The organism is Streptomyces sp. NPDC026062 (assembly GCF_055568375.1).
The window spans coordinates 80330-93892 of record NZ_JBVHOQ010000035.1 but is presented as its reverse complement, the minus strand read 5'-3'; the positions used below and the strand labels follow the sequence as shown (position 1 = coordinate 93892).

Genomic DNA, 13563 nt, shown 5'->3' with positions numbered 1-13563 from the left:
TCGGGGTATCAACGTATCTGGCGTTGACTTTTGGCACGCTGTTGAGTTCTCAAGGAACGGACGCTTCCTTTGTACTCACCTCAGAACATTTTCTGTGGCTTTCCTCCGGGCGCTTCCCTTCGGTCTTGCGTTTCCGACTCTATCAGACTCTTTCGTGTCCGATTCCCCGTCAGCGGGGTTTGTCTTCCCGGCTGTTGGGCCGTTCCGACGTCCAAACTCTAGCGAATTTTCCCGGCGACTCATAATCGAGTCTTCGCAAATCAATTTCGGCATGCCGAAATTGGTCCCGAGTGGGAGGCAGTACTAAGAGTTGGTTGCCGCATTCGCGGCGGATCGGTTTTCGTGGAGCCGTACTGGCTCCATGACAACTCGAAGAACCTTACGGATCCCGGCGGGCCCTGTCAACCCCTCCCCGGCTGCCCCGGACAGCACCCCCGCCGGGTGGTCTCAGCCCAGGTCGGTGAGACGGCCGCCGGCGTCCGGCTGGGCGTGTTCGACGCGGCGCAGGAGGCGGATCAGCATCTCGCCGAGGACTCCTCGTTCGTCGCCCGAAAGGTCCTGGAGCAGGTCCTCCTCGAAGTGCGAGGCCATCCGCATCGCCTCCAGCCACTTCGTACGACCCTCGTCCGTCAGCTCGACGATGACGCGCACCCGGTTGTTCTCGTCGCGGTCGCGGGTCACGAGGCCCTCGCCCGCCATGCGGTCGATGCGGTGCGTCATCGCCGCCGGGGTGAGGCCGAGGCGCTTGGCGAGCTCGCCGGGGCCCAGTCGGTAGGGGGTGCCGGACAGGACGAGCGTCTTGAGGACCTCCCACTCGGCGTTGCTGATGCCGAGGGCGGCGACCTGCCGTCCGTACGCCACGTTCATCCGGCGGTTCAGCCGGCCGAGGGCCGAGACGACCTGCTCGACCTGTGGGTCCAGGTCCTGGAACTCGCGCTGGTAGGCGGCGATCTGCTCGTCGAGGCTCGGCTCCTGGAGCTCGGGCTCGGTGGTGTCAGGCATGGCGCGCAGTATGGCACGCCGTCCGTAGCCGTCGAAGTCCTTCAACCTATATTGTTGAGCTTCTAACTTTAGTGCTAAAGTCTTCGGGTTCGAGTCGTTCGATCGCGTGGTTTCGAGACCTTGAGGTAGGTGAGTGTGACCAGGGAAATGGGTGCAGCACTGCGGCGGATCCAGCTGGGGAGCGCGCTGAGCGCGTTCGGGCTGGGGTTCACCGTTCCCTATCTGTACGTCTACGTGGCGCAGGTGCGGGATCTGGGTGCCGGTACGGCGGGTGTCGTACTGGCGGTCTTCGCCATGGCAGCGCTCGCCGTGCTTCCGTTCACCGGCCGGGTCATCGACCGGCGCGGGCCGCTGCCCGTGCTGGTCGTCGCCTCGGTCATCGCCTCCCTGGGCGCTGTCGCACTGGGCTTCTCCTCGCAGGTCACCACCTCCGTACTGTCGGCGGCGGTGCTCGGTGCGGGCACGGCGGTCATGCAGCCGGCGCTCGCCACGATGCTCGTGCGCTGCTCCGACACCAGCACCCGTACCCGCGCCTTCGCGATGCAGTTCTTCCTGCAGAACCTGGGGCTGGGCATCGGTGGTCTGGTCGGCGGGCTGATCGTGGACACGAGCCGGGCCTCTTCCTTCACCCTGCTGTTCCTGATCGAAGCCGTGATGTTCCTCGTGCTCGGCGCCATCGCGGCGACTGTGCGCATGCCGCGTACGCCTGCGGTGGTGAAGGAAGCTGCGGCCGGCGAGACCGCTTCGCGTGGTGGGCTGCGGGCGCTGCTCTCGCACCGGGCCATGGTGCAGCTGTGCGTGCTGGGCTTCGTGCTGTTCTTCGCCTGCTACGGACAGTTCGAGTCCGGGCTCGCGGCATACGGCACCGAGGCCGCCGGGATCCAGCCCTCGACGCTCGGGATCGCGCTGGCCGCCAACACCGCTGTCATCGTCGTGGCCCAGTTCGTGGTGCTGCGCCTGGTGGAGCGCCGCAAGCGCAGCCGGGTCATCGCCTCGGTCGGTCTGATCTGGGCGTTCGCCTGGATCGTGGCGGGCTACGCGGGCCTCGGGCACGGCAGCCAGACCATGGCCACCGCCGCGATGATCTCCACGTACGCACTGTTCGGGCTCGGCGAATCGATGCTGTCGCCGACCGTCGCTCCGCTGGTCGCGGATCTGGCGCCGGACTCGATGGTCGGTCAGTACAACTCGGCTTTCGCCCTGTGCAAGCAGCTGGCGCTGGCGGTCGGGCCCGCCGTGGGCGGTCCGATGGGGGCCTCGCTGCACGGTCCATACATCGTGACGTTCGTACTGTTCTCGCTCGGCATCACGGTGCTCGCACTACGGCTCGGCCGACGGCTCACCCCCGTACAGGACCAGCCGTCCCTCACGGCCGTGCCGTCGCGGGTGGTGGCCGTGTCGCTGCCGGAGAACGCTTCGGCCGAGGGGCCGGCACCGGTCGCCGCCGTTCACTGACGGGCCGGGCCGGCCGGATCCGGTCCGCTACCGCGGCAGGGCGAACTCGCACCAGACCGCCTTGCCACCACCCGGTGTGCGACGGCTGCCCCAGGACGTGGCGATCGACGCGACGATGGTGATGCCCCGGCCCGCCTCGTCGCCCGGTTCGGCGCGGCGGCGGCGCGGCAGGTGGTCGTCGCCGTCGGTCACCTCGATGATCAGCCTCCGGTCCGTGCGCCGCAGGCCCAGGCGCATCGGCGGTGTCCCGTGCTGAAGGGAGTTGGCCACCAGCTCGCCGGCGGCGAGGACGCCCAGGTCGCACAGCTCCATCGGGAAACGCCACGACGTCAGCACGCCGGTCGCGAAGGCGCGGGCGCGCGGGGCGGCCTCGATGCCGCCGAGCAGATCGAGCGAGGCGTTGTGGAAGAGCTCGGCCGTCGCACCCGTGCGGGCGGGGTGCTGGACGACCAGCACCGCCACGTCGTCGTCGTGCTCCGCCGTGACGTTCAGCGAGCGGATCAGACGGTCGCAGACCACCTGCGGCGCACCCTTCGCGCCGGACAGCGCGCGCTCCAGCGCGGCCATGCCCTCGTCGATGTCCTCGCTGCGGCGCTCGACCAGGCCGTCCGTGTAGAGGACGGCGGTGGAGCCGGGCGGCAGCGCGATCGTGCCCGAGGTGTGGATCCAGCCGCCCGTGCCGAGCGGGGGGCCGATCGGGTCCTCGGCCCGGTGGACCGTGCCGTCCTCGTCGCGCACGAGGATCGGGAGATGACCGGCGGAGGAGTAGACGAGCAGGCCCTCGTTGGGGTCGTGGACGGCGTAGGCGCAGGTCGCGATCTGGCTGGCGTCGATCTCGGCGGCGAGCCCGTCGAGCAGCTGGAGCACCTCGTGCGGAGGGAGGTCGAGGCGGGCGTAGGCCCGCACGGCCGTGCGCAGCTGGCCCATCACCGCGGCCGCGCGCACCCCGCGGCCCATCACGTCCCCGATGACCAGTGCGGTGCGGCCGGCGCCGAGCGTGATGACGTCGTACCAGTCGCCGCCGACCGCGGCGTCCGTGCCGCCCGGCTGGTAGGTGGCGGCGATCCGCAGGTCGTCGGGCTGTTCCAGCTCCTGCGGGAGCAGCGAGCGCTGAAGGGTGACGGCCGTTTCGCGGTGCCGGCCTTCGCTGGTGCGCAGCCGCTCGGCGGCCTCGGCGTGGTCGGTGACATCCGCGGCGTAGACGAGGACGCCGCTCTCCTGGCCCTTGTCCTCGTCACGGCGTACGGGGGTGCAGGTGACGGTGTACGAGTTTCCGCTGCCGGCCTTGCGGGACTTGACCGTACGCGGCGTGCCGCTGCGCAGGACCTGGTCCATCAGGGGCAGCAGGCTGAGCTCGGTGAGCTCGGGCATGGCCTCGGCTGCCGGGACCCCGCAGGGGCGGGGGCCGAACGCCGCGCTGTAGGCGTCGTTGACGTAGGCGATGCGGTGGTCGGGTCCGTGCACCAGGGCGACGAGGGCGGGCAGCCGGCCGAGGATGTCACGGGCGGAGAGGCCCTCCAGGGTGAGTGCGGCGGACCGGGTGCCGGGGCCGCCGTCCGGATCGCCTTCCGGAGGGCCTGACCCGGTGTCGGACTGTGCGTACTCCGCGCGGGCCGCCGGTACGGGACTGCGGTCGTCCCGGGCGGCTCGACGCTGTGTACCGGGTAGGCGGGCGCTCCAACGCGTGAAGTTCACGGAATCCATTGCCTCGTGTGTCGGTCTGGTCCGCTCGGGCGGGCTGCTTTCTCTGCCGGGGCGTCACAAGTGTGCGGTGGCGGTCTTCTGCCCCTGGGACGGTCTTCCTCGGTGGTCGCTGTCGGTCGCTGCCGGCCGGGTCACTCTGTGCAGATGTGAGCCCACCTATGGTCACACGTCCAGTGTGCCGGACCCTACTGACAGTCGCCGTCGTCGGGCCGGGGGCGCTTGCCTGCGGCGATCTGGAACTCGGCCCGGGGGTGCTCCAGGGAGCCCAGGGAGACGATCTCCCGCTTGAAGAGCCCGGCGAGCGTCCATTCGGCCAGCACCCGGGCCTTCCGGTTGAAGGTGGGGACGCGGCTCAGGTGGTACGTACGGTGCATCAGCCAGGCCGGATATCCCTTGAGCCGACGCCCGTACACATGCGCGACGCCCTTGTGGAGGCCGAGCGAGGCGACGGAGCCCGCGTAGCTGTGCCGGTACTCCTTGAGCGGACGGCCTTCCATCGCCGCGACAAGGTTGTCGGCGAGTACCTTGGCCTGGCGGACCGCGTGCTGGGCATTGGGGGCGGTCTTCCTGCCCGGTTCGGCGGCTGTCAGGTCGGGGACGGCGGCGGCGTCACCGGCGGCCCAGGCGTGCCCGGTCCCGTCGATGGTGAGCAGGGCCGTGCAGACGAGCCTGCCGCGTTCGTCGACGGGCAGGTCGGTGGCGGCGAGCAGCGGGGCGGGTTTGACTCCCGCGGTCCACACGAGCGTGCGGGCGGGGAAGCGGGAGCCGTCGCTGAGCACGGCGATCCGGTCCTCGCAGGAATCCAGCCGGGTTTCGAGGCGTACGTCGATGTTGCGGCCGCGCAGCTCCCTGACCGCGTACCTGCCCATCGACTCCCCGACCTCGGGCAGGATGCGGCCGGTTGCTTCGACGAGGATCCATTTCAGGTCCTCGGCCTTGATGTTGTGGTAGTACCGCGAGGTGTAGCGGGCCATGTCCTCCAGCTCCGCCAGCGCCTCCACGCCCGCGTAGCCACCGCCGACGAAGACGAAGGTGAGGGCGGCGTCGCGGATGGCGGGGTCGCGGGTGGCGGAGGCGATGTCCATCTGCTCGATCACATGGTTGCGCAGGCCGATGGCCTCCTCGACGGTCTTGAAGCCGACGCCGTGATCGGCGAGGCCGGGGACCGGGAGGGTTCGCGAGACGGAGCCGGGGGCCAGGACGAGTTCGTCGTACGGGATCTCGACGGCGCCGGTGCCGTCCTCGCCCGTGGCGAGCGTGGTGACGGTGGCGGTGCGCTTGGCGTGATCGATGCGCTGGGCCTCCCCGATGACGAGGGTGCAGTGCTTCAGAACCCGGCGCAGTGGCACGACGACATGGCGCGGTGAGATGGAGCCGGCGGCGGCCTCGGGGAGGAACGGCTGATAGGTCATATAAGGGTCGGGGGTGACGACGACGATCTCCGCCTCACCGCTTCTCAGTCTCTGCTTCAGCTTCCGTTGGAGACGCAGCGCCGTGTACATCCCGACATAGCCCCCACCGACGACAAGAATGCGCACACCCGGCGGGGGGCCGGGGGGTGTTCCCCCGGAATCTGAAGCCATCACCACCCCATGACGCAACGTGCGCAGGAGTTTGTCCACAGCCCCGGCAAATTGTGTGACCGGAGGTTCTCCACTGGCCGCGACCGGCCTCCGTGCCGCGTTTACGGAAGCCCGCAGGTCAGGGGTTACGGGAAGGGGGACGGGAGGGGTCCGGACCGGTGACCGGCCGGTCCGTGGACCAATCGGGGGAAGCTCCCGGCGGGCTGCCCTCTTCTGAATTGACCCTGCCTCAACTATGTTCGTATGTCGTCGGGGCGTCGGACGGTGACCATCGGTCCACCCTCGACTGACACGGCGGGAGTCTCCGGGGGGAGACGTCATAACCGGGGGAAAAGTTATGCATATTCAGGAATCGCATTGGCCGACTGGTGCGGTCGCGTCCGAAGGAAACGGACGGATCGGGGCAGTAGGCACGGTGAGCGGTGTCGGGTCCAGCGGGACCACCGCACCGCCGGCGGCCGTGAGCACGCTGGGGGCCGCACTGGGCGTCCAGGCCGGCGGTGCCGGCACCCACAGCCGCTCGGCGCCACTGCGCGTGGACGCGCAGCGCAATCTGGAACACGTGTTGCGGGCTGCCCGCGAGGTGTTCGGCGAGCTGGGTTACGGCGCTCCGATGGAGGACGTGGCGCGTCGCGCCCGGGTGGGTGTCGGCACGGTGTACCGGCGCTTCCCCAGCAAGGACGTGCTGGTGCGCCGGATAGCCGAGGAGGAGACCTCCCGGCTGACCGACCAGGCCCGGTCCGCGCTGGGCCAGGAGGAGGAACCGTGGTCGGCGCTGTCGCGCTTCCTGCGGACCTCGGTGGCCTCGGGCGCCGGACGGCTGCTCCCTCCGCAGATACTGCGGGTCGGCGTCGAGGCGGACGAGTCTGCGGTGACCGCCGACCCGGGTGCGGTGCGGGCCTCGGGTGGGGCGCCGGCCGGCGAGTGGGACGAACCCCGGGTGCCCCAGCAGCGCCAGGAGACCGGACAGGCGTCGGCCCAGAGCGGTCCGAAGGTGGCCGAGCACCGTTCCGGACCGGTCGAGGCGGCCGAGGAGGAGGACCTCGGCGCCGGAGCGACCGATCTGCTGGAGGTCGTAGGACGGCTGGTCGACCGGGCGCGCACATCCGGTGAGCTTCGCCGTGATGTGACGGTGGCCGATGTGCTGCTGGTCATCGCGACAGCGGCACCCTCGCTGCCCGACGCGGCTCAGCAGGCGGCGGCTTCCGCCCGGCTGCTGGACATCCTGCTGGAGGGACTGCGCTCGCGGCCGGCTTGAGGGCGATGGCCTGGCTGTTTTCTTCTGAGTGACGGTCACCTTCCGGTTCTGCGGGGTCACCGTCCGGTTCCGTGGGCGGTCACCGTCCGGAGGGTGAGGCTGCCGTCGGAGTGCGGCCCTTGTTGTCCGGTTGAGGCCGGCCTCGTCAGCGTGCGGCGATCGCCGTCTCGGAAGGGGCGGTCGCCGTCCGGACGGGCGGCCCTCGGCCGGTGCGGCAGCCGCGTCCGGACGGGGCTGGCCTCAGCCGGTGCGGCAGCTCCCGTGCGGCTGGAGCAGCCCTCGCCTGCCCGCGACCGTCGCCGTTCGCAGAAGACTGCCCCGGGCAGGGTCGGTACGTGAAGTTCTCCGTCCGGAGACGCGGTCCTCGTCGGGGCCGTGCCCATCGGCGTCCGGAGAAGGTGCTTCCGGTCACCGTTCGCCATCCGGAGGGCGCACTTCCGCCGTGCTCGTCTCGATCCGCCCCAACTATCCTGTCAACAAGTCCCGTTGCTCCTTCCCCGAATGGGTGTCCGCCAGTGCTCGCATTCCGGAAAACGCCCGGATGAGTGGTTGGCGGGGCTGAAGGACCGCCTCTTCCGCGCTCTGTGGCACGCTTGCCCGGTGTTTGGGTCCGAAAGCGCATACGGGGGCGTCCGCGATGAGCGGTGACGGGCAACAGGAAGAATCGCTCGACGGTGTCTCCACCACGGGCGGCACGGAGACGACCGAGCTGTCCGGGCATCAGGTGCCGAGCCAGGCCGGGCCCCGGCGCTCCGACGACGGTGACGAGGGTGGTGGCACCGTCCTGCCGGGACCGTGGCCGCCCGCTCCGGCCGAGAACCCGGCAGACAGCGACACGGACACGGGCTCGGCCGATACCCCGGCCGCCGCGGTGCCCATGCAGCGGGGGCCCAGCAGTACGCCCGCCGGGGACACGCCCTCCGACGCCGAGTTGATTCTGCGGATGCGGGACGGCGACGACCTCGCGTACGAGGCGCTGTTCCTTCGCCACTCCGACGCCGTGCGCCGCTACGCGCGCACCTGCTGCCGGGACGCGCACACCGCCGACGATCTGACGGCCGAGGTCTTTGCCAGGACCCTTCAGGCGGTACGGGGCGGCAAGGGGCCCGAGGAGGCCGTGCGGGCCTACCTGATGACGGCGGTCCGGCATGTCGCAGCCGCGTGGACGAAGACCGCGAAGCGCGAGCATCTGGTCGACGACTTCGCGGTGTTCGCCACGCAGGCGTCGCGTACCTCGGAGGTCTCGGACGCGGACACGCTCGATCTCGGCGCCGACGTGATGGCGATGCACGAGGCCGAGCAGTCGATGGCGATGCAGGCATTCCGCAGCCTCCCCGAGCGCTGGCAGGCCGTCCTGTGGCACACCACCGTCGAGGAGGAGTCGCCCAGCGACATCGCCCCGCTGTTCGGGCTGACGGCCAACGCCACGTCGGTGCTGGCCAGCCGCGCCCGCGAAGGACTCAAGCAGGCCTATCTGCAAGCCCACGTGAGTCAGGCGCTCACCTCGGGCGGGGACTGCGCGCGCTACGCCGACCGGCTCGGCGCCTATGCCCGTGGGGGCCTGCGGATGCGGGCCGAGCGTGGGCTGCGCGGGCATCTGGACGAGTGTGCGAAGTGCCGGCTCGCGGCGGGCGAACTGGCTCATGTAAACGCCGGGATTCCCGCGCTGCTTCCGGTCGCGGTCATCGGCTGGTTCGCCGCCGGGTACGCGCTCAAGGCCGCCGGGATCGTGGCAGGCGGCGCTGTCGGTGCCGCTGGTGCGGGAGCCGCCGCCGCGGCGACCGGGGGGAGCTCGTCCGCGGGTTCGGCCGGGGGCGCCGCCGCCTCCGAGGGGCTCGGTGCTCCGGCGAAGGCCGGCATCGCGGCGGCGGTCGCCGTCGCGGCGGCCGCCGGGCTGGTGTGGGCGCTGGTCGGGGACGACCAGCCACGCCCCGAGGCGAAGCCCGCCGCCAAGCCACCGGTCGTGGCGCCCGCGGCGCCGACTCCCACACCCCCGAAGCCGACGCCACCGGCACCCGCACCCCCCGCACCCATGCCGCCGGCACCTCCGCAGCCGGAGCCCACCCCTACACCTACGCCCACGCCCACACCCACGCCCACCCCGACGCCTACGCCCCCCGCATCTGAGCCCACGCCGCCCCCTTCTCCGACTCCGCCGCCCCCGCCCGTTCCCGCGCCGCAGGTGTACCAGGTCAGCGAGCTGGACTACACACTGCTCGGCGACCACACCGGGCCCGAGGTGGTGCTCGGTGAGAGCAGCTGGGTCTGGCAGCGTTCCGGCATGTCGATCGGCGGCACGCCGTACGCCCATGGGGTGACGGTCCACGGCCGCTCCTCGGTCCAGATCCAGCTGAACCGCCCGTGCACGCGCTATGAGGCGATGGTCGGCGTGGACGACCTGACCAGGGGGCTCGGCTCGGTGCGGTTCTCGGTGCTCAACGGCGACGGGGTGCGGCTGTGGCAGTCCCCGGTGATGAACGGCAACGACCCGGCGGTTCCGGTGAGTGTCGGCATCGAAGGGCAGGAGCGAATCCAGCTCGTCGTGGAGCCGGCGGCCCCGTTCGGCGGCGTCGCCCTGGCCGACTGGGCCGAATCACGCATCAGCTGCCGTTGACCCGGGCGCCGGCAGCGGGCAGCGGGTAGCGGGTAGCGGGCAGGACAGCGGCACCGGCCCAGGCCTCCGCACCTCAGGCCTCCGCGCCTCAGGCCTCCGCGCCTCAGGCCTCTGCGCCCCGGGCCTCCACGCCTCGGGCCTCCGGGCTCAAAGGTTTCCGTGATCTCCGTGATCTCCGCGCTCACGGAAGATCTGCGACGACGCCCCGCATCAGGACGATGACATCGTCGAGAGTCAGCTCATGGCCTGCGGCGCGCTCCTCCTCGTACCGCAGCGTCCCCAGCTCCTCGCGGGCTCGCTGCTCGGCGGCGTCCACCTCGGCCTGTTCCGCCGCCGGTCGGTGGCCGTACAGGCGCCAGTTGTCGGCGGCGGCCAGCACGCGTGCGGCCTCGGCGGGGCGGCCCACCTTCGGCAGCGCGATCGCCGCGCCGTCCGCCAGATACCCCGTGACGATCTCGGCGCACTGCCCTTCCTCCGCCTTGACCAGGGCCGCCGCCAGACCGCGCAACCCGGCGGCGGGGCCGCCCCCGGGCTCCGGTTCGTACATCGCGATCCGGGCCGAGAGACCGTCCTGGACGACGGTGAAGTGCGACGCCGCGCCACCGCGCACGTTCTCCTCCTGGGCGAAGGTGAGCCACCGCCGGGCCGCCACCGCATCGCCCCGGTCGAGTGCCATGCGGGCCCGCAGGTAGTGCACGTACGAAGTGGCGTCATTCGTACGCTGGCGCTCCGCCTCGGCCTCCGACCGGTCCAGGCCCTCCTCTGCGGCGGTCAGATCGCCGGTCCGGTAGGAGAGTTCAGCGAGGCGGGCCAGCAGGAACGGGCACTCGGCGTGGGCTCCGACCTCGCGGGTGAGTAGCAGCGCTTCCTCGTAGTCCGCACGCGACTCCTCGTACCGTCCGCGCATCATGCCCGCCTCTGCCGCGGCGCTCGCCACCTGGGCGCGCATCCAGCGGTCGCCGATACGGCGGCTCAGCACGCGCAGTTCGCTCAGGTCCTCGTCGACGCCGGGCATGCCGCCGGGCATGTCGACGGCCATGTGCGTGCGGAACATCAGGGTGACGCCGTACTCCCAGTCCCCGCCGTGCGTACGGGCGTTGCCGACGGCCATGTCGATCCTCCGCCGTACGTCGACCGTGGTCCAGCTGAGGAACGAGGTCATGGGCCAGAGCAGCCCGGGGAACCGCCCGCCCTGCGGGCCGGGTGCGGCGAACGCCACGGCCAGGCGGCCCATCAGCTCCTGGTCCCCGGGGTCGCTCCGGTCCTGGTCCTCCGGCCGGCTGTCCATCGCGAAGAAGAACCGCAGCATCTGCAGATTCATCCACGGCCAGTACCGGGGATCCGTGTCGTCAGCGGGCTCCGGGCCGAGGGCCAGGATGCGCTCGGTCCAGGCGAGGGCTTCGGGACGGTAGTTGCGCAGCCACCAGAACCAGGCCATGCCGAGCACCAGTCGTGCCGCATCCGCCTCGCACGGGAGACCGGCGGCCGTGGCCCGCTGGAGGGCGGCACGGATGTTGTCGAGGTCCGTCTCCAGTCGCTGGATCCAGGGAAGTTGCTCGCCGGAGCGCAGAAGCGGTTCGGCCTCCTCGACGAGCGCGGTGAAGTAAGCGGTGTGCGCGTGGCCTGCGGCCTCCCGTATCTCCGGGGTCTCGGCGGAGCGTTCCGAGGCGTACTCGTGAATGGTCTCCAGGAGCCGGTAGCGCATCGCGCCGCCCGGTGCCGGGGAGGCGACGACGAGGGACTTGTCGACCAGGGCGCCGATCAGGTCCGCCGTGTCCGCGGCGGTTCTCCTCCCCGGGCCCGGCGGCGTGCTGACAACGGCTTCCGCGGCGGCCAGGTCCCAGCCGCCCGCGAAGACGGAGACCTGGCGCAGGGCGGTGCGTTCGTCCTCGTCGAGAAGGTCCCAGGACCAGTCGACGACTGCCCGCAGGGTCTGCTGGCGGGGCAGCGCGGTCCGGCTGCCGCCCGTCAGCAAGCGGAACCGGTCGTCCAGCCGGTCCGCTATCTGGCGCGGCCCCAGCAACCGGAGTCGGGCGGCGGCGAGTTCGATCGCGAGTGGCAGACCGTCCAGGCGGCGGCATATCTCGGCGACGGCCTCGGGATCGTGCGCCGGCTCGTGTCCGGGGTCGAATCCGGGGCGTACGGCCCGCGCGCGCTCGGTGAAGAGGCGCAGGGCCGGGTCGGCGGGGAGCGGGCCGACGGGCCGTACGGACTCGCCGGGGACGCCGAGCGGTTCACGGCTGGTGGCGAGGATGCGCAGCTCCGGACAGCGGGTCAGCAGCGTTTCGGCCAGTGCGGCGGCCGCGTCGATCACGTGCTCGCAGTTGTCGAGGATGAGGAGAACGGACCGGGCCCGGGTTCTGTGCGCAAGATGGTCGACGAGCACATCGACCGGTTCGGTGCGCGGCGGCGGCCCCTCGTGGGCGCTGTCCCGCAGCAGTGACGTCTCGCGCAGCCCCAGCGCGGAGAGTACGGCTCCGGGGACGGCTTCGGGGGCCTCCACCGGGGCGAGTTCGACGAGCCAGACATCGCGTGGAGCGGTGGACGTGCGGTTCTCGCGGGCTGCGGACTCCTCAGCGAGACGGGTCTTGCCCGAACCGCCGGGGCCGGTGAGGGTGACCAGGCGGGCCCGGGTCAGGTCCTCGCGGATGGCGCCGAGTTCGGGCTCGCGTCCCACGAACGAGGTGAGTCTGGGCCGGAGGTTGCCACGGGCGGGGGCCGGTTCGGGCGGGGCGGGAGCGGCGAAGAGAAGCTCTTTGTGGAGGGCGGTCAGTTCGGGCCCGGGGTCGGTGCCGAGGCCGTCGGCGAGCGCGCGGCGGGCGACCTCGTACGCCGCGAGGGCGTCGGCCTGCCGTCCATCGGCCCGCAGGGCTCGGATGAGCTGGGCCCGGAAGCGTTCGTCGTACGGGTGGGCGGCGGTCAGTTCCGTCAGCTCGGCTACGAGGGCTGCGGGGGAGGGGGAGGCAGCGGCGGCAGAGGCCTGGGAGGTGAGGGCCGGGGCTGCGGGGGACTGGGCTGCGGGGGGCTGGGCTGCGCGGGAGGGGGCCGCGGGGGACGCTTCGCCGTTGGGCACGGTCTCTTCGGTGCCGGGCGTGGTCTGCTCGGTGCCGGGTGGGGGCGCCTCGGTGCCCGGCGTGGTCTCCTCGGTGCCCGGCGTGGTCTGCTCGGTGCCCGGCGTGGTCTGCTCGGCTGTCGGCGGAGTCCTCGCAGAGTGCAGGCCGGCCGGTGGGTCCCCCTCGGCCGCCGCGCACCGCAGATCGGCCTCGATACGGCGTTCCAGCGCGGCCAGCCGTTGGGCTTCGGGGCGCAGGGCGTGGCCGTGGTCCCCGTCGGGCAGGTCGGCCAGGGCGGGACCGCGCCAGAGGGCGAGTGCGGTACGCAGGCTGTGCGCGGCGGCGGCCGGGGCGTCGGCCTCCAGTTCGGCGCCGCCCTGCCGGGCCAGTCGCTCGAAGACATACAGGTCGACCTCGTCCGGCCCGACGACGAGCCGGTAGCCGCCGGGGTCGCTGGCCAGTGCCTCCCTGCCCAGCACCCGGCGCAGCCGCCCGACCAGGGCCTGGAGCGCGGCGGTGGCGTCCGCCGGGGGCTCGTCCGCCCAGACGTCCGCGACGAGCTCGGAGACGGGTACGGCACGGCCCGGCCGCAGGGCCAGGGCCGCGAGCAGAGCACGCAGTCGCGTACCGCCGAGAGGCAGCACGACGCCCCTCTCGTCTCGCGCCTCCGTGACGCCCAGGATCAGATACCGCACTCCGCCATTGTGTCCCGTCGCTCGGACAACGGGGCAGGTGCACCAGGCCGGGCCATCGCATGCAGGCCGCGAAACGGCTCCGGGGCATCGCAGGCCGCGCCACCGCATGCGCGACGGGAAACGGCTCCGGGACGGCGGGACGCGACTCCGGGTCACGGGCCGCGGGCCAAGGGCTACGGAACGCACACTGCGGACTGCG

The 13563-nt window shown here is 71.7% G+C and carries 7 protein-coding genes; 3 read left to right on the top strand and 4 right to left on the bottom strand.

Features of this window, described 5'->3' with window-relative positions; translation table 11 throughout:
* Positions 1-447: 447 nt before the first annotated feature.
* Positions 448-1002: a MarR family winged helix-turn-helix transcriptional regulator gene (locus ACZ4LX_RS28075; protein ID WP_467649604.1), complete on the bottom strand. Its 555-nt coding sequence runs from the start codon at positions 1000-1002 to the stop codon at positions 448-450.
* A gap of 147 nt (positions 1003-1149) precedes the next feature.
* On the opposite strand from ACZ4LX_RS28075, the gene ACZ4LX_RS28070 reads away from it, so the two are divergent.
* A complete protein-coding gene (locus ACZ4LX_RS28070) occupies positions 1150-2457 on the top strand; it encodes an MFS transporter (protein WP_467649603.1) in 1308 nt (435 codons plus the stop codon).
* Between the two features lie 27 nt (positions 2458-2484).
* Here ACZ4LX_RS28070 and ACZ4LX_RS28065 read toward each other — a convergent pair whose 3' ends face one another.
* Both ACZ4LX_RS28065 and ACZ4LX_RS28060 read right to left on the bottom strand, forming a co-directional pair.
* Entirely contained in the window at positions 2485-4152 is a 1668-nt protein-coding gene (locus ACZ4LX_RS28065; RefSeq protein ID WP_467649607.1) for an ATP-binding SpoIIE family protein phosphatase, read from the bottom strand.
* 194 nt (positions 4153-4346) lie between these two features.
* Positions 4347-5744, bottom strand: coding sequence for an NAD(P)/FAD-dependent oxidoreductase (locus ACZ4LX_RS28060; protein WP_467649602.1), 1398 nt, complete (start codon positions 5742-5744; stop codon positions 4347-4349).
* A gap of 337 nt (positions 5745-6081) precedes the next feature.
* Between ACZ4LX_RS28060 and ACZ4LX_RS28055 the strand changes: the two genes are divergently transcribed.
* Positions 6082-7002 (top strand): TetR/AcrR family transcriptional regulator, encoded by a 921-nt coding sequence (locus ACZ4LX_RS28055; RefSeq protein WP_467649601.1) that lies wholly within the window; start codon positions 6082-6084, stop codon positions 7000-7002.
* 637 nt (positions 7003-7639) lie between these two features.
* Positions 7640-9616 (top strand): sigma-70 family RNA polymerase sigma factor, encoded by a 1977-nt coding sequence (locus ACZ4LX_RS28050; protein ID WP_467649600.1) that lies wholly within the window; start codon positions 7640-7642, stop codon positions 9614-9616.
* 181 nt (positions 9617-9797) lie between these two features.
* Here ACZ4LX_RS28050 and ACZ4LX_RS28045 read toward each other — a convergent pair whose 3' ends face one another.
* The gene (locus tag ACZ4LX_RS28045; protein WP_467649599.1) at positions 9798-13364 is read right to left on the bottom strand and encodes an AfsR/SARP family transcriptional regulator; all 3567 of its coding nucleotides are present in this window, start codon (positions 13362-13364) and stop codon (positions 9798-9800) included.
* Positions 13365-13563 lie beyond the last annotated feature (199 nt).

Excerpts from the sequence above, each read along its gene's own strand:
- ACZ4LX_RS28060 (WP_467649602.1), bottom strand. The coding sequence starts at position 5,744 with ATGGCTTCAGATTCCGGGGGAACACCCCCCGGCCCCCCGCCGGGTGTG.
- ACZ4LX_RS28050 (WP_467649600.1), top strand. The coding sequence starts at position 7,640 with ATGAGCGGTGACGGGCAACAGGAAGAATCGCTCGACGGTGTCTCCACC.
- ACZ4LX_RS28070 (WP_467649603.1), top strand. The coding sequence starts at position 1,150 with ATGGGTGCAGCACTGCGGCGGATCCAGCTGGGGAGCGCGCTGAGCGCG.
- ACZ4LX_RS28075 (WP_467649604.1), bottom strand. The coding sequence starts at position 1,002 with ATGCCTGACACCACCGAGCCCGAGCTCCAGGAGCCGAGCCTCGACGAG.
- ACZ4LX_RS28055 (WP_467649601.1), top strand. The coding sequence starts at position 6,082 with ATGCATATTCAGGAATCGCATTGGCCGACTGGTGCGGTCGCGTCCGAA.